12 protein-coding genes are annotated in these 15,673 nt (G+C 56.3%); 6 read left to right on the top strand and 6 right to left on the bottom strand.

The genetic code is table 11. From position 1 onward, the window contains the following. Positions 1-318: 318 nt before the first annotated feature. The 3 genes from AAFM46_RS08090 to AAFM46_RS08080 all read right to left on the bottom strand — a co-directional run bounded on the left by AAFM46_RS08090 (position 319) and on the right by AAFM46_RS08080 (position 6,309). Entirely contained in the window at positions 319-2,703 is a 2,385-nt protein-coding gene (locus AAFM46_RS08090; protein WP_343317334.1) for an excinuclease ABC subunit UvrA, read from the bottom strand. A gap of 89 nt (positions 2,704-2,792) precedes the next feature. Continuing rightward, positions 2,793-3,338 carry a GNAT family N-acetyltransferase gene (locus AAFM46_RS08085; RefSeq protein WP_343317333.1) on the bottom strand — a complete coding sequence of 182 codons (546 nt, stop codon included), beginning with the start codon at positions 3,336-3,338 and terminating at the stop codon, positions 2,793-2,795. Positions 3,339-3,507: 169 nt separating this feature from the next. Continuing rightward, positions 3,508-6,309, bottom strand: coding sequence for an aconitate hydratase (locus AAFM46_RS08080; RefSeq protein WP_283526997.1), 2,802 nt, complete (start codon positions 6,307-6,309; stop codon positions 3,508-3,510). 174 nt (positions 6,310-6,483) lie between these two features. On the opposite strand from AAFM46_RS08080, the gene AAFM46_RS08075 reads away from it, so the two are divergent. Both AAFM46_RS08075 and AAFM46_RS08070 read left to right on the top strand, forming a co-directional pair. Then, positions 6,484-7,146, top strand: a complete 663-nt coding sequence (locus AAFM46_RS08075) for a peptide deformylase (RefSeq protein WP_343317332.1) — start codon at positions 6,484-6,486, stop codon at positions 7,144-7,146. Positions 7,147-7,196: 50 nt separating this feature from the next. Then, positions 7,197-8,156 carry a putative RNA methyltransferase gene (locus AAFM46_RS08070; protein ID WP_343317331.1) on the top strand — a complete coding sequence of 320 codons (960 nt, stop codon included), beginning with the start codon at positions 7,197-7,199 and terminating at the stop codon, positions 8,154-8,156. 34 nt (positions 8,157-8,190) lie between these two features. Here AAFM46_RS08070 and AAFM46_RS08065 read toward each other — a convergent pair whose 3' ends face one another. After that, entirely contained in the window at positions 8,191-8,862 is a 672-nt protein-coding gene (locus AAFM46_RS08065) for a hypothetical protein (RefSeq protein ID WP_343317330.1), read from the bottom strand. Between the two features lie 59 nt (positions 8,863-8,921). Here AAFM46_RS08065 and AAFM46_RS08060 point away from each other — a divergent pair, with 59 nt between their 5' ends. The 4 genes from AAFM46_RS08060 (at position 8,922) to AAFM46_RS08045 (ending at position 12,510) form a co-directional block, all read left to right on the top strand. Further along, positions 8,922-10,331, top strand: coding sequence for a PLP-dependent aminotransferase family protein (locus tag AAFM46_RS08060; RefSeq protein WP_343317329.1), 1,410 nt, complete (start codon positions 8,922-8,924; stop codon positions 10,329-10,331). A 65-nt stretch (positions 10,332-10,396) separates the two neighbouring features. Then, entirely contained in the window at positions 10,397-10,882 is a 486-nt protein-coding gene (locus AAFM46_RS08055; protein ID WP_283526965.1) for an NfeD family protein, read from the top strand. An 84-nt stretch (positions 10,883-10,966) separates the two neighbouring features. Next, positions 10,967-11,902 (top strand): SPFH domain-containing protein, encoded by a 936-nt coding sequence (locus AAFM46_RS08050; protein WP_283526963.1) that lies wholly within the window; start codon positions 10,967-10,969, stop codon positions 11,900-11,902. 266 nt (positions 11,903-12,168) lie between these two features. Beyond that, the gene (locus tag AAFM46_RS08045; RefSeq protein ID WP_283526961.1) at positions 12,169-12,510 is read left to right on the top strand and encodes an RNA polymerase-binding protein RbpA; all 342 of its coding nucleotides are present in this window, start codon (positions 12,169-12,171) and stop codon (positions 12,508-12,510) included. A gap of 143 nt (positions 12,511-12,653) precedes the next feature. Here AAFM46_RS08045 and AAFM46_RS08040 read toward each other — a convergent pair whose 3' ends face one another. Both AAFM46_RS08040 and AAFM46_RS08035 read right to left on the bottom strand, forming a co-directional pair. After that, positions 12,654-13,385 (bottom strand): polyprenol monophosphomannose synthase, encoded by a 732-nt coding sequence (locus AAFM46_RS08040; protein WP_343317328.1) that lies wholly within the window; start codon positions 13,383-13,385, stop codon positions 12,654-12,656. Positions 13,386-13,892: 507 nt separating this feature from the next. Further along, a complete protein-coding gene (locus tag AAFM46_RS08035; RefSeq protein WP_343317327.1) occupies positions 13,893-15,614 on the bottom strand; it encodes an amidohydrolase family protein in 1,722 nt (573 codons plus the stop codon). Between the last annotated feature and the right edge of the window lie 59 nt (positions 15,615-15,673).

The following is a 15,673-nucleotide window of genomic DNA, read 5'->3' as shown; positions in this document are numbered from 1 at the left end:
TTGGTGCACGTATTTGCGTTTATATCCACTCGCAAATATGGCCCCGATCACCTTACGAGGATTTCTCTCACGGCAAACGTACGTTCTTGTGGGCAGACTGTTTCCTCGGCAGATGGCGTATCAACTCAGACGCAGAGCCTTGCGTCATCAAGCAGTTATGATCACTGTAACCGTATGGATTTCAAGGTGCAGGCAGTCGGAAACGGGAAGGCGCATCACTGCGTCCTAATCTGCAGATTTTGCCACTGGATTACTTTAGCTTTACATAATGTAGATTATCGGCACAATATCTGATGTACCAAAATGGGGGATCGCGGCCTATGAGCTAACGTAGGCCGCTAGATATTCGCCCGTCACAGTAGCTTGTGATTGCACCAACTCAGCCGGCGTACCTTCAAATACGATCTCGCCGCCTGCGTGTCCTGCGCCTGGCCCAATATCGATGAGCCAGTCAGCATGCGCCATGACGGCTTGGTGATGTTCAATCACTATGATTGATTTGCCAGACTCAACCAGCCTGTCAAGGAGTCCCAGCAATTTCTCTACGTCAGCTAAATGCAAACCAGATGTAGGTTCATCCAGGACGTAGGTCCCGCCCTTCTCCCCCAGATGGGTGGCCAGCTTAATGCGTTGCCGCTCGCCACCGGAGAGAGTTGTCAAAGGCTGGCCCAGCGTCAGGTAGCCAAGTCCGACGTCGGATAGGCGGTTAAGGATCTTATGCGCAGCCGGAAGCTTGGCCTCCCCTACACCGAAGAATTGCTCAGCCTGGTTTACCGACATGCTCAGGACCTCGCTGATGTTCTTTCCGCCCAACCGATATGTCAAAACCGCCTTCTGGAAGCGACGGCCCTCGCATTCCTGGCAGGTAGTGGAGATGCCGGCCATCATACCTAGATCGGTGAAAATTACCCCAGCCCCACTGCAGCTGGGGCAGGCGCCTTCGGAGTTTGCGCTGAACAAGGCGGCCTTGACTCCGTTGGCTTTGGCGAACGCCTTTCGGATCGGCTCAAGCAGTCCCGTGTAAGTGGCAGGGTTACTTCTGCGAGACCCGCGGATTGCCCCTTGACCAATAGTGACAACCCCGTCCAGCCCCGACACCGAGCCGTGGATAAGGGAACTCTTGCCTGAACCGGCTACCCCCGTGATCACGGTGAGAACACCCAGAGGAATGTCCACGTCCATGTCTTTAAGGTTATTCTCGTTAGCTCCACGAACTGAAATCGCACTGGATCCCTTCCGGACCTCAGCTTTCAAACGGACCCTGTCATCTAAATGGTGGCCTGTGATTGTGCCGCTATCCCGGAGGGCGGCAACAGTGCCTTCAAAAACCACTTCCCCACCCAAAACGCCAGCACGTGGTCCAAGGTCAACTACGTGATCAGCTATGGCTATGGTTTCCGGTTTGTGCTCAACCACCAGAACTGTATTGCCTTTGTCCCGCAATTGCAGAAGAAGCCTGTTCATCCGGGCAATATCGTGGGGATGCAGCCCAATGGTGGGCTCATCGAAAACGTACGTGATATCCGTCAGTGAGGAACCTAGATGGCGGATCATTTTGGTGCGCTGGGCTTCGCCACCAGAAAGCGTGCCAGATGGCCGGTCAAGGGAAAGGTAACCAAGACCGATCTCAACAAAAGAATGAAGGCTATCGCTCAAAGCATCAAGCAAGGGGCCTACCGAGGGCTCATTAAGGCCTTTGACCCAATCTGCGAGGTCACTGATTTGCATGGCGCAAGCATCGGCAATACTGACACCATGGATTGTTGAAGACCGTGCATGCTCTGCCAACCGGGTGCCTTTGCATTCCGGGCAGATGGTGAAGACAACGGCGCGGTCCACGAAAGAGCGGATATGGGGCTGCAATGAGTCCACGTCCTTGGCGAGCATCGACTTTTGCATCTTGACGATAACCCCTTCATAGGTGAGGTTAATGCCGTCAACCTTGATTTTCAGTGGTTCCTTGTACAGCAGGTCGTGCAGTTCCTGCTTGCTGAACTTTCCTATCTTCTTGTCCATGTTGAAGAGGCCCGAGCCAGCGAAGATGCGTCCATACCAGCCGTCCATACTGTATCCGGGGACCCTGAGCGCACCCTCGGACAGGGACTTATCGGCATCAAATAATGCGTTGAGGTTGAAGTCGTTAACTTTCCCCATTCCGTCACAGCGAGGGCACATGCCGCCAGTAATAGAAAAGCTGCGCCGTTCCTTGATCTCTTCCCCTGCACGCCGGGTAGTGACGGCCCCGGCGCCTGAAATGGAAGCGACGTTGAAAGAGTAGGCCTGGGGTGAGCCAACATGCGGCTGGGCCAACCGGCTAAAGACGATACGAAGCATGGCGTTGGCATCGGTAACTGTGCCAACTGTAGAACGCGGATTGGCACCCATTCGCTCTTGATCCACCAGGATCGCAGTGGTCAGACCCTCCAGAACGTCGACGTCGGGACGGGCCAGAGCCGGCATGAAACCTTGTACGAATGCGCTGTACGTTTCATTGATCATCCGCTGAGATTCCGCGGCTATGGTGCCAAATACCAGCGAGCTTTTCCCGGAACCAGAAACACCCGTAAACACTGTCAGGCGGCGCTTAGGGATTTCAACGCTTATGTTCTTAAGGTTGTTCACCCTGGCGCCCTGCACACGGATCAAATCATGGGTGTCGGCTTGGTGCGCTGCCGAAATCGGCCCGTGAGCTCCTGTATCCATGGTCAGCGTGTCTCAATTCTGTTGTGCTGCGTTGCATCGAATATTCCGACTCTAGTGGCCTCTCCCCCGCAGCTGGGAAAAGTACTGGACTAGGAATCAACTCCCGGATTTAGCACCGAAAAGAGTTCACAGTCGGAATCGTAGTACTTCTTGGATAGGCCAAGGTGTTCCATTCCAATGCGGCGGCACACGCTTTGGGATGCCTCATTGGCGGGGTTGGTTACGGCCAGTACTTGAGGCAAGCCTGCGGCAAAGGCATGCTCAAGGACAGCAGCTGCGGCTTCAGAGGCGAAGCCGTTGCCCCAATGATCAGGATGAAAATGCCACCCAATTTCAATATCATCGGAAGCTTGGGGCGCCTCCGACTCCGAAACCGGAATCGGTTTCAGCAGCAGTGTCCCCACCGGCAGCCCGTCTTCTTTGCGTGTCACGGCCCACACCCCATGAATGGGATGGTCCATGGCTTTGAACCGGGCCAGCCGTTCCACCGCTTCCGAACGGCTGGCCATAACCGTGGGCTCTGTGCCGATGAAGCGCTGAACCACCCAGCGAGAATACAGGTCATAAATGAAATCGACGTCGGATTCTTCCCAAGGACGCAGCGCAAGACGCTCTGTGTTAATTACTTCAGTCATTGAATCATTATGCACGTTCCCCGCGACTCTGAATATGTGCCGCCGCTTTCCGGGACATGCCCTCCGTAACAATGTCTACCTCCCAATGATTTCCAACGAGTGAGCTGACATAAGGAACTTATGGGGAAATTGCGGTCAAAGTGCGGGAAGGCGTGGCCCAGAATCCCTGTTAAGAATCTAGGAGCTGACGCAGGACATATTGCAATATCCCGCCATGGACGTAGTACGCCTCTTCAGCTGGTGTATCGATCCGCAGAGTTGTCACAATCTCGCGTGAACCGCCGTCGGACTCCACCCGGACTGTGACTTCCCTGGGTAGTGGATTTGCGCCAGCCAGACCAACGATGCAGTAGGTCTCCAGTCCGGTCAGGCCCAAGGATTGCGCACTATCTCCATCCTTGAACTGCAGTGGCAGGACTCCCATTCCAATCAAGTTGGAACGGTGGATGCGCTCAAACGACGCCGCAATGACTGCTTTTACTCCTAATAACATGGTGCCCTTGGCAGCCCAGTCACGCGAAGAACCCGATCCGTAGTCCGTGCCAGCTATAACAACCAGGGGCGTACCCTCTTCTAGGTACGCACTGGAAGCCTGGAAGATAGTTTCCACCGGGCCATCCGCAGAGCGCCTGGTGAAGCCACCCTCCACCCCCGGTACCAGGAGGTTACGCAGACGAATGTTCGCGAAAGTGCCACGGATCATGACGTTGTGGTTTCCGCGTCGAGAGCCATAGGAGTTGAAATCAACCTGATTAACGCCGTGCTCAAGTAGGTACTGTCCCGCCGGTGTGGATTTTTTGATGTTTCCTGCCGGAGAAATGTGATCTGTGGTGACGGAGTCCCCCAGCAATGCCAACACCCGCGCGCCAACAATGTCAGTGATGGGAGACGGCTCACGCTGCATACCGTCAAAGTATGGGGGCTTACACACATACGTGGAGTCATCGGACCAAGCGAACATATCGCCCTCCGGAACATCCATGCCGCGCCAGTTCTCATCCCCGTGGTAGACATCGGCGTATCCGTCGGTGAACATTTGCGCCTCGAGACTGGCATCTACCACTTCTTTGATCTCCGCCATGGTGGGCCAAATATCTTTAAGGAATACAGGGTTGCCATCTGTGGAGGTCCCCAGCGGGTCCTTAAGGAGATCAACATGCATTGACCCGGCAAGTGCATAAGCAATGACAAGCGGTGGAGAAGCTAAGAAGTTCATCTTCACTTCGGGGTGAATGCGGCCCTCAAAGTTTCTATTGCCCGAAAGGACAGCAGCCACTGTGAGGTCATTGCTGTTGACTCCGGCGCTGACTTCAGGAATAAGTGGGCCCGAGTTGCCGATGCAGGTGGTGCAGCCGTAGCCCACAAGACTGAAGCCGAGCTTCTCAAGGTACGGTGTGAGCCCTGCACGGTTGAAGTAATCCGTCACCACGCGTGAACCGGGAGCAAGCGTAGTCTTCACCCATGGTTTGCGGTCCAGCCCCAGCTCAACGGCTTTCTTGGCCAGCAGGCCGGCGCCAATCATGACAGAGGGGTTGGAGGTGTTGGTGCAGGAAGTGATGGCGGCTATGACGATGTCGCCGTGATCGATGGTGTGCTTTTGCCCGTCTAGGACAATGTCCGCTGGGTCGCTGGGCCACTGGAGTGAATCATCACCGTCACTATCCGCGTACACCCGTGGTGGCTCATCACGGGGAATACGCGAACTAATGGCCACGGGGTCGCTGGCCGGGAAGGACTCGTCGCCGGCATCATCTAGACCACCGGCAAATACGGCAACGTCCTGGGACTCGCCAGCAAGCAAACCACGGACTGCACGGGCCGCGCTACGCAGCGGGATTCTATCCTGTGGGCGCTTGGGCCCGGCGATGGAGCTTTCAACGCTGGAGAGATCAAGTTCAACGATCTGACTGTAATCAGGCGTGTGTAATGGATCGTGCCATAGACCCTGCTCCTTGGCATAGGCTTCTACGAGTTTGATCTGGTGTTCATCGCGTCCCGTCAGGCGCATATAGTTCAGCGTTTCATCATCAATGGGGAAGATGGCGCAGGTGGAACCGTACTCCGGGCTCATATTGCCCAATGTTGCCCTATTTGCCAGGGGCACATTCGCCACACCGGGACCAAAGAAATCAACAAATTTCCCTACAACCCGGGTCTTGCGCAGCAATTGCGCCACCGTCAGGACCAGGTCAGTAGCCGTGGTTCCTTCAGGCAACTCGCCAGTGAGTTTGAAGCCAACAACCGCAGGTACCAGCATGCTCATGGGCTGGCCCAGCATGGCTGCTTCTGCCTCAATGCCACCAACACCCCAGCCAAGCACGCCCAAGCCATTCACCATGGGGGTGTGCGAGTCAGTGCCAACAAGAGTGTCGGGATAGGCCGCAGTCACGCCGTCGCGCTTCCTGGTGAACACCACCCGGGAAAGATACTCAAGGTTCACTTGATGGCAGATACCCGTATCTGGCGGCACAACAAGGAAATCGGCGAAGGACTGTTGTGCCCAACGCAGGAGTTGGTAGCGTTCCTGATTGCGCGTAAATTCCATCTCAGAGTTGACGGTGATGGCGTCAGGCCGGTCGAAAACATCGGCAATAACCGAGTGGTCAATGACAAGCTCCCCCGGAATCAGTGGATTGATTTTGGTGGGATCTCCACCCAGATCTGACATGGCATCACGCATGGCTACTAAGTCAACAACGCAAGGGACGCCGGTGAAGTCCTGCATCAAAACCCGTGCAGGCGTGTACTGAATCTCTTTGCTGGCCTCCGCGTTCGGGTCCCAGTCCCCCACCGCACGCACCTGTTCAGCTGTAACCAGATGGCCGTCCTCGTTACGGAGCAGGTTCTCCAACAGAACCTTCAAGCTATAAGGAAGCCGGCCGGAGCCCGGCACTTTATCCAAACGGTAAATCTCATACGACTCGCCATCGACGAGGAGTTCACTGCGTGCATCGAAGCTGTTAGAAGACATGTCTATCCCTTTTCTCAGACGACCCTTAAGGCCACCTTAGCCCCCGACCGCAAGAGGTAACAGAGGCCGCTGCAGGAAGGCGGCTCAGAGGAACGCCTGCAGCCGCACGCATTGCTTGGCACAATGGTGGCCAGCACTATTGAATTCTTACCCCGCTACCGATAGAGGCAACACATGATTGATCCTTGCTACATTGATCCTGGCTACGCACTGTTCAACAACGCCTACCTCAAGGCTTCTGTTGCAGCCGTACTCGAGGCCGGTGAGCTTCCCCAGATTGTGCAGGCTGGGCACCCGGTGTTGCGGGCCCCGTCGCTGCCCTTCACGGGGCAGCTAACCGCAAATGAACTCGCGCAGCTGATTGAGATCATGACCGAGTCAATGCGTGCCGCCCCGGGGGTGGGTCTTGCCGCGCCGCAGATCGGCATCCCGCTGCAGCTGGCAGTCCTTGAGGACCAATACGATGTGTCGGCTGAGAACGCCGAAGCTCGCAACCGAGAGCCGCTGGAACTCTTCACCATCCTGAACCCCCAATACACTGCCATCGGGACTGGGCTGATATCCCACTACGAAGGGTGCCTATCGATGTCCGGCTGGCAAGCGGTGGTTGATCGGGCTGAGTCTGTTGAATTGACGTACGACGACGAACACGGCAGCGCGCACACGCGCCAGTTCACTGGGTGGCAGGCACGGATCGTGGCACACGAGAGCGACCATCTTGCCGGCACCTTGTATATAGACACGGCCCACACGCGTTCGCTGGCCAGTAACGCCGAATACAACAAACACTGGGCTAACCCAGACATAGCGGCCGCTAGGGACGGGCTAAGGTTCTAGGCTGACGCCGCGGTGTTGGCCGGGTGCGGGGGCAACCTAAGATTGGAAGCATGGAAATCGTTGCCGTCAATGCCTTGTTGTGCCCCCATTGCGGAAGGTCATTCATTTATCCCCTACCCGGAGCCAATGCTCTTGTTTGCGCGGATGGCCACAGTTTCGACATTGCCCGCCAAGGGTACGTGAACTTACTGACCGGTCATGGGACCAAGTTCATTTCCGATACAGCAGACATGGTGGCTGCCCGCGATGCCTTCCTTGATGCCGGGCACTACAGTGCGCTGGCTAATGAGGTGGCAAGGCAAGTGAGCAAGCAGCTTTCCAGGGCACAACTATCCAAGGCACAGCTTTCGGCAGGTGAGAGCGAGCCGGCAGTGATTGTGGATGCTGGCACCGGCACAGGCTGGTACTTGCATCAGGTCCTAGCATCGGTAAACACCGAGACTGAAGAACAGTTCGGTGAAATGCCCAACGTGGTGGCAGTGGGCCTTGATATCTCCAAGTTTGCGCTACGCAGAGCCGCTCGGCGCAATCCACAGGTAGCCAACATTGTCTGGGACTTGTGGCGTGAGCTGCCCTTGGGAACTGACACGGCCGACGTCGTACTTGTCATCTTTGCGCCCCGCAACGTGCGTGAATTCGCCCGTATCCTCAAGCCGGGAGGAACCGTCATTGTTATCACTCCCCTCCCGGGGCACTTGGCCGAAATTGCACAGGATGCGGGGATGTTGGCCATCCAGGATGATAAGGAAGTGGCGTTGGTCCAGGCCATGGCGGAACATTTTGTACTGATCGATAGTCAGGAATTGCTCGTGCCGCTATTGTTGGATCTGCCCGACGTTGTTAACGTGGCGCTCATGGGGCCGGCCGGGCATCATCTTGACGCGGATGAATTGCGCAAGCGTCTTTCGAATCTATCCGCACAGACTAAGAGACACGCAGAAAAAAACGCACAACCGCAGACATCTGCCACAGCAGCATTCCGCATCTCAATTTTTGCACAGGTTCCGTAATCTCCTGATACAGCGCGAGTCCCTGTCTTGATTCTTAGTTCTGAGTTAGAGGCCGGATGGGCTCCAGGCTGCTCACATCCAGCATTGCACCAGGACGCTTGGCGTGCAGATCCACATGCAGCCAACGCAATGTTAGTTGGGTCAGCGGCCCCACTCCTAGGGCGAACGCTGCGGTTCCTGCCCCAACAACTCCGCCAAGGAAGAACCCAACCACCACCACGGAGAGTTCAATGGCTGTCCGGATCAGCCAAACGGGCCTGCCGGTGACACGGACAAGTCCTGTCATTAGTCCATCGCGGGGACCAGGACCCAAGCCCGCACCAATGTACAGTGCTGTGGCGAAGGCCAGCGTGAACAGGCCCCCGCTAAAGGACAGTATCTGCAGACCCAGGTGGTGCGCTTGTGGAATCAAGGCCAGACCCACATCAGCGAAGACGCCAACAAGGACGGCGTTGGCAATGGTGCCAAAGCCTGGCCATTGTTTTAGCGGGATCCAGAGCAGCAGGACAACCCCGCTAATGATGATGGTGCATAACCCAAAGGACATCGCCGTGGTGCGGGACAAGCCTTGGGCAAATACATCCCACGGTGAGGCCCCAATATTCCCTCTAATCATCAAGGAGATGGCAACTCCGTAGAGTGCAAGGCCAAGAAAGAGCCGGAACACTCTGAGGGGAAGGTTTTGGGAGGTAAAGAACAGAGCCATGAACCCAGTTTAGTCAAATTGGACTTACGCAACAGTGCCAATTCATCTAATCTGGCATCATGAACTCTTTTGTCACTGGACGGCGCCTCGTCAGGGAGCTTGGCGAATGGCGCAGCAATGCCCCAGCCTACAAGGCTTTGGCCGCTCGAATTCGGGTGCTTTTGATGGATGGCCGGCTCTCTAGCGGCGCAAAATTACCTGCCGAGCGAGAACTCAGTCAAGCATTGGAATTGAGCCGAACCACAGTTGCTGCGGCCTACTCCAAGCTTCGTGAGGACGGGTTTCTTGACAGTGTCAGGGGGTCAGGGAGCACTCTTCAGCTCCCTGGACGAGAACGCGGAGAGCATGCTGTTCATGCGGGATTGCCTCTTGACTTCACCAGGGCCACAGCACCTGCCTACCCCGGGATCCCGGCTGCTTATGCCGCCGCGCTGGAGCAACTGCCTGCGTGGTTGGGCCATGACGGTTTTGACCTGGTTGGGCTGCCACAGCTCCGCGAAACTATCGCCCAGAGTTACACCGACCGGTCATTGCCCACTTCCGCCGATCAGATCCTTGTCACAATCGGAGCCCAGCATGCGCTGAACCTTGTCACGCGTACGCTCTACTCCCCCGGTGAGCGCATCCTGGTAGAACAGCCAACCTACCCGCATGCCCTCGACACCTTTGCTTCTGTGGGTGCCCGCGTTCTAGCCTTTCCCGTCCGCCAGCAGGGCGGCTGGGATTTGCAAGAGGCACTTTTGCAGATTCGCCGTGCAGCACCCAGCTTGGCTTACCTCATGCCCGACTTTCATAACCCCACAGGTATGAGCATGTCCATTCAAGAACGTGAGTATCTGGGCGCAGCAGCAGCAAGGGAGGGCACTACCTTAGTCATTGATGAGACCACCGCGATGCTTGATATTGACCGCGGAACCATGCCGCCCATGGCTATCTTCTCCCCCACTGCCCTCACCTTGGGTTCTCTAGGAAAACTGGCATGGGGTGGACTTCGGGTGGGTTGGATCCGTGGACCGCGCGAGATGATGGCTCAATTTTTGCGCAACCGTCCCGCAACAGACTTGGGTACGCCTCTAGTTGAGCAGCTGGTGGCCACCTCACTCATTGCGGACCTCCCCTCAATGACAGCCAGCCGCAGCGTGGATCTAAGACGTGGACGGGACATGGCTATCGCGTTGCTTCGCGAACACCTACCCCAGTGGCAGGTGCAGATCCCGGATGGTGGATTGAACCTGTGGATCAACACCGAGACCGTCTCTAGCTCGGCTCTTGCGCTGGCCGCACGGGCTGAAGGGCTCGGTCTGGTTCCGGGGCCTCGATTTGGGATCGATGGGGCCTTTGAGCGGTACTTGCGTTTGCCGTTTTGTTACAACGACGGACAGCTCAGTGACGGTGTACAAATTTTGGCGCGCATTGCCGACCGTGTTGGAGCTGACCCGCTGCGAATGCCACTTCAAGCGGTCATTTAGCCGTCTTTTCCCAGCCTCACGTAGTAGGCTCGGAAATACGGAAATAAGTCTCTAAGGGGGACTCAATGCTTGAATGGATTAATGACTTTGGCTGGATAATCTGGCTGACAGTTTTCCTGCTGTTGGCCGTCGCTGAGATGTTGACGCTGAATCTGTACTTCATCTTGATGTCAGTGGGAGCATTAGCCGCCTTACTGGCCTTCCTGTTCCACGCTGAACTGTGGTTGCAGATAGTGGTTTTCTGCGTAGTTGCCCTTGCAACAACAGTTCTGATCAGACCCTTGGCGCTAGCCCACCTTCACCGCGGGCCCGCTGACCAGCTTTCCAACGTTGACCGCTTAATTGGCCAGAAGGCAGTGGTCCTGGAAACGGTTGGTTTGACCGGGGGGTTGGTGAAGATTGGTGGAGACATTTGGAGCGCCCGGATCACCGAAGGCAGTGTATTTGCTGTTGGTTCAGCAGTTGAAGTAGCCGCCATTGACGGAGCAACTGCAATTGTGAACCAGCCAATGGCGCACAAGTTCCCCGACACAGCCACAACAACAACTTAGGCATAGCTGCCGGACCGCGAGTTCACGCCCGCGGGCCATGTTGGCACAGATGCAAAGATCTTTACATAGAGAAGAGGGGATTTCATGGGAGACGGAGCAGGCACCATTGTGTGGCTATTTGTTGTTTTAGTCCTACTGATATTCGTAGTTATTGTCCTTGTTCGTTCCGTGCGCATCGTTCCGCAGGCACGTGCGGGTGTTGTCGAACGGCTGGGTAAATACCAGCGCACACTCAACCCAGGTCTGACAGTGCTGATTCCGTTTGTGGATCGCCTGCTGCCCCTGCTGGATTTGCGCGAGCAGGTTGTCTCGTTCCCGCCGCAACCAGTGATCACCGAAGATAACCTTGTGGTCTCCATTGACACCGTTGTTTATTTTCAGGTCACAGATCCTAGGGCAGCGACCTATGAGATCGCGAACTACATTCAGGCAGTTGAACAGCTGACAACTACCACCTTGCGTAACGTTGTGGGTGGACTGAACCTGGAGGAGGCTCTGACCTCCCGTGATCAGATCAATGGCCAGCTGCGTGGTGTCCTCGATGAGGCCACAGGCCGCTGGGGCATCCGAGTCAGTCGGGTAGAGCTCAAGGCCATTGACCCGCCCTTGTCCATTCAGGACTCCATGGAAAAGCAGATGCGTGCTGAGCGTGATCGCCGTGCGGCTATTTTGACAGCTGAAGGAACTAAGCAGTCAGCTATTTTAACCGCAGAAGGTGAACGCCAGTCCTCCATCTTGAAGGCTGAGGGTGATGCCAAGGCGGCGATTTTGCGTGCAGATGGTGAATCGCAGGCTATTCAGAAGGTCTTCAGTGCTATCCACAAGGGCAATCCCACGCAGAAGCTATTGGCCTACCAGTACCTGCAGACGCTGCCCAAGATTGCCTCCGGTACCTCAAACAAACTGTGGATCATCCCCAGCGAAGTAGGCGAGGCATTGAAGGGGATCGGGAATGTTCTGGGGACAACAACCCCTGACAGTGACGATGCCGGTGAGCCCGCCATGAGCTCGGAAGCGTAGCCCACACCACTCCTGGAACAGCAACGGCATGATGAGGGTGGCCAAGCACGTATAATGGGTGCTTGGCCGCGTGGCGTTTTGCCCGGCCGCATTTTTCACATCCAAGCCATGCAGGAACAATTGCATGCGGTGATGCGTTGATATTAATGTCGTCAAAGTCTTGAAGAACAACGGAAGCCCAGAAAATCGGGAGCCGGGAAAAATCAGGGCCTTACACTCGTGCTCCATGAACGTCTTGGAGCATGGCACAACTTGAGGGAGAAGTCATGAGCGATCGCAGCCTGCGTGGCATGCGCTTGGGCGCACAGAGCATGGAGACGGAATCCGGTGTGGAGCCGGCCCCCCGCCAGCGCGTAGAATACCGTTGCCCCGACGGTGAGCAGGTGTTTGTCACTTTCTCATCCGAAGCCGATATCCCAGCGACATGGATGTCCAAGACCGGCAAGGAAGCTCTCCTTGTGAATGGGGAGGCCCCGGATACTTCCAATGACAAACCGATCCGCACCCACTGGGACATGCTTTTGGAACGCCGTAGCCTACCGGAGCTGGAAACCATTCTGGCTGATCGTTTGACCTTTCTGCGGGAAAAGCGCGGCGAAAAGGTTTAGTTGGATGCGTTGGCTCCGTTGTTTCGAAGGCAGCCATTAACGTGAGTATGAAGAAAAGGTGGGCCACCCGATCGGGTGGCCCACCTTTTCTTCATACTCACGTATTTGTAGTCAAGCCTGGCTTTTCATTGCGGCAGTTATGGCTATTTTGACTTGCCGGTTAGCTTGCGCCACCGTGCGCTTAGGCCCCACTTGGTGACGTTGAGCATGGCTTCTTGAACAATATTCCCGCTCATCTTGGATGCGCCAAACTCGCGCTCCACGAAGGTGATGGGCACCTCAACAACTTTGAGTCCCTGCTGGCAGACGCGCCACAGCATGTCCACCTGGAAGCCGTAGCCCACTGATTCCACAGAGTCCAAATCAAGGGCTTCCAAGGTGCTGCGGCGAAAGGCCCGGTAGCCACCTGTCACATCGCGGATGGGGATGCCAAGCAAAACGCGTGAATAGAGGCTGCCACAGGTGGAAATGAGTTTGCGGTGCAGCGGCCAGTTGACCACTTTGCCCCCTGGAACCCAACGAGAACCCAATACCAGGTCCGCACCCTGGTCAATCGCGTCAAGAAGCAATGGCAGTTGTTCTGGCTGGTGTGAGCCATCTGCGTCCATCTCAACTAGGACGTCATATCCCGCATCCAGACCCCATGCGAAACCGGCAAGGTACGCCGCCCCCAAACCTTCTTTACCGGCGCGGTGTAGAACGTGGACTTGGTCATCGGTGGCGGCAAATTCTTGGGCCCAGTCACCTGTGCCGTCAGGGCTATTGTCATCGGCGATGAGTACGTCAGAGTGAGGCACGGCCGCACGGAGACGAGTGAAAGTTTTGGGCAGTGATTCGATCTCGTTGTACGTGGGGATAATCGTCAGGACACGCAACAATTGGTGCCTTTCAGTGGAGAAAAATTGGTGGGAGGCCGTGCACTGTTTCCGCCGAAGCCAGAAGGAGGATCCTACTCACAGCGGATGGGACAGGCAATGCCGAATCACCAGTATATGTGAGGACCCAACCGTTAGTGGTTCACAATGCTTGTAGACCGGGCGTATACGCCGGTGACAAGACGAGAAGATAAGTCTGCACGCCTTCGGACCAAAGAGGACTCAGCCCAAAGTAAAATGTTGACAAAAATGTACAAACAAAGTGCTTAACAGGCTAAGGCCGAATTGTTTTCTAGTGGCGCGCAGACCTATCTCCCTAGTGTCGGTAGGACGGTTTCCCGCTCCGACCGGGTCCCTCCTCATAGGAGGTTCTCCGCTCCCCTAAAACTAATTGCCTGTGCGCTTGGTGTCAACACGGTGCTGACCTGCACCGATGTGCATCGATGCAGGTCAGGCGCGGGATTGGTCAAGGAAGATAGACCCCTCCAGGTCGTTTTTTGCGTGGAATTAAGCCAGCTCAGCCCCGGAGTCCAAGTCTTCGTTGACGTAGAGTTCACGGCCCATGTGCACCGTTTGCAGGCAGCGAGGATCAGTTTTGCTATCAAGGGCGGGAAGCAGCGGGGTTCGGGCGCGTGGATCGGTGGACCACGATTGAACTCTTTCATCGGCAACCTGCACCATCAGCTCCTCCACATCCCACACGGCGAAGCTAGCGGGAGCACCTGGCACTAATTGCCCCTGCAAGGGGTTCGTGGACTTGGCGGCGCGCCAACCGGCACGAGTATGACCTATGAATGCGGCCCGTGCAGAGATTCGAGAACTGGGTTCGTGGTGGTTAAGCGCCGCACGGACGCTAGCCCAAGGGCTCAATGCAGTCACTGGTGAATCGGAGCCGAAGAACACGGGCACACCTGCACTGTAGAAACGGGCCAATGGGTTGAGCTCTCTCGCTCGAGCCGTGCCCAAACGCCGTGCGTACATGCCATCGATACCACCCCAGAGAGCGTCAAAAGCCGGCTGTACCGACACCCCAACAGCATGTATGGCCAAGACCGCCATGGCAGCCTCATCAACCATTTCGGCGTGTTCGAGCCGGTGCCCGGCCGCCCGAATCTTATCGAGGCCTACTTCTTGGCTCGCTTGTTTTAGACCGGCCACCACAATGTCCATGGCGCCCTCTCCAATGACATGGAATCCGGCGCTGAGACCAAGCTCTGAGGCGGCTGCGAAATGGCTTCCAACCTGATCAACTGTGAGGTGTGCTACGCCAGTGGTTCCGGGCGCGTCGGTGTATGGGTTTCGCAGAAGTGCTGATCTGGATCCGAGGGAGCCATCGACGTTGATGTCCCCTGCCAGTCCAAGAACATCCACGCCCAGCCCAGATAACTCAGCCAGCACAGCACGAGCCTGATCCACACTTGAAACCAGCTGGCCCCAGTAGGGCAACACCTGCGGGAAGTACTGGCCACTAGTGCTTGAAGAGACACTACCTCCGGAGTAAACGCTCGGTGCCGCTGTGGCACCGGAGTTCTGAGATGTGGAAGGTTGTGTCAACGCCATCAGAGATGCCAAATCCTGGATCGACCCCACGTGGGGGGCGCTCATCTCAGCCAACGCTACATAGCCATTCCGGGCCGCGTGTTGGAGGGCACGTTCTTGGACGCGCACGAGCTGTTCGGGAGTAAGCACGCGTGCAGCATCCCTAGCCGTGGCATGGGCACGTCCACTAACAAGTCCTTCCCCGTCCCAGCCAGGCATGCTTGCAAGATCACAACGCCGTGCCAATGCCGCAGAAACCAGGCCTGAGTGAACGTCGACTCGTGCCAGGTAAAGTTCACGCCCACCGGCGGCCCGTTCCAGCTGAGCTGCTGTGGGAAGCTCAGGCACTGCCCACAAGGAGTTGTCCCAACCATGACCAAGCAGCAATCCGCTACTCTGCGCAGCGGCGCCCGCAACCAGGTCTAGAAGCTCCTGCGCTGAACGTGCCCCCGTGAGTGACACCGAGCCAAGTGAAAGACCGGTCTCGGTAATGTGAACATGGGAGTCAACAAAGCCCGGAGCTACCAGTGCTCCACGAAGATTAACTTCCCGCATACGGGTATCAAGCAGTGACGTTGCCGCATGCTCGGAGCCAACCCAAGCCACCGTATCCCCGTCCACTAACATGGCCGTGGCGAAAGGGTCCGCAGCACTGTAAACAGAGCCGTTTCGATACAAAGTTAATGACATGAGAAAGCTGTCCTTTCAAAGAAACAAGAGAAAATATGATTGGTCGGCACCGACACAAG

Source organism: Arthrobacter sp. TMP15 (genome assembly GCF_039529835.1).
Classification (GTDB): domain Bacteria; phylum Actinomycetota; class Actinomycetes; order Actinomycetales; family Micrococcaceae; genus Specibacter.
This window is presented reverse-complemented; position numbering and strand designations above follow the sequence as displayed.

Coding starts and splice junctions, on each gene's coding strand:
- AAFM46_RS08090 (WP_343317334.1), bottom strand. CDS start 2,703: ATGGATACAGGAGCTCACGGGCCGATTTCGGCAGCGCACCAAGCCGAC.
- AAFM46_RS08085 (WP_343317333.1), bottom strand. CDS start 3,338: ATGACTGAAGTAATTAACACAGAGCGTCTTGCGCTGCGTCCTTGGGAA.
- AAFM46_RS08080 (WP_283526997.1), bottom strand. CDS start 6,309: ATGTCTTCTAACAGCTTCGATGCACGCAGTGAACTCCTCGTCGATGGC.
- AAFM46_RS08075 (WP_343317332.1), top strand. CDS start 6,484: ATGATTGATCCTTGCTACATTGATCCTGGCTACGCACTGTTCAACAAC.
- AAFM46_RS08070 (WP_343317331.1), top strand. CDS start 7,197: ATGGAAATCGTTGCCGTCAATGCCTTGTTGTGCCCCCATTGCGGAAGG.
- AAFM46_RS08065 (WP_343317330.1), bottom strand. CDS start 8,862: ATGGCTCTGTTCTTTACCTCCCAAAACCTTCCCCTCAGAGTGTTCCGG.
- AAFM46_RS08060 (WP_343317329.1), top strand. CDS start 8,922: ATGAACTCTTTTGTCACTGGACGGCGCCTCGTCAGGGAGCTTGGCGAA.
- AAFM46_RS08055 (WP_283526965.1), top strand. CDS start 10,397: ATGCTTGAATGGATTAATGACTTTGGCTGGATAATCTGGCTGACAGTT.
- AAFM46_RS08050 (WP_283526963.1), top strand. CDS start 10,967: ATGGGAGACGGAGCAGGCACCATTGTGTGGCTATTTGTTGTTTTAGTC.
- AAFM46_RS08045 (WP_283526961.1), top strand. CDS start 12,169: ATGAGCGATCGCAGCCTGCGTGGCATGCGCTTGGGCGCACAGAGCATG.
- AAFM46_RS08035 (WP_343317327.1), bottom strand. CDS start 15,614: ATGTCATTAACTTTGTATCGAAACGGCTCTGTTTACAGTGCTGCGGAC.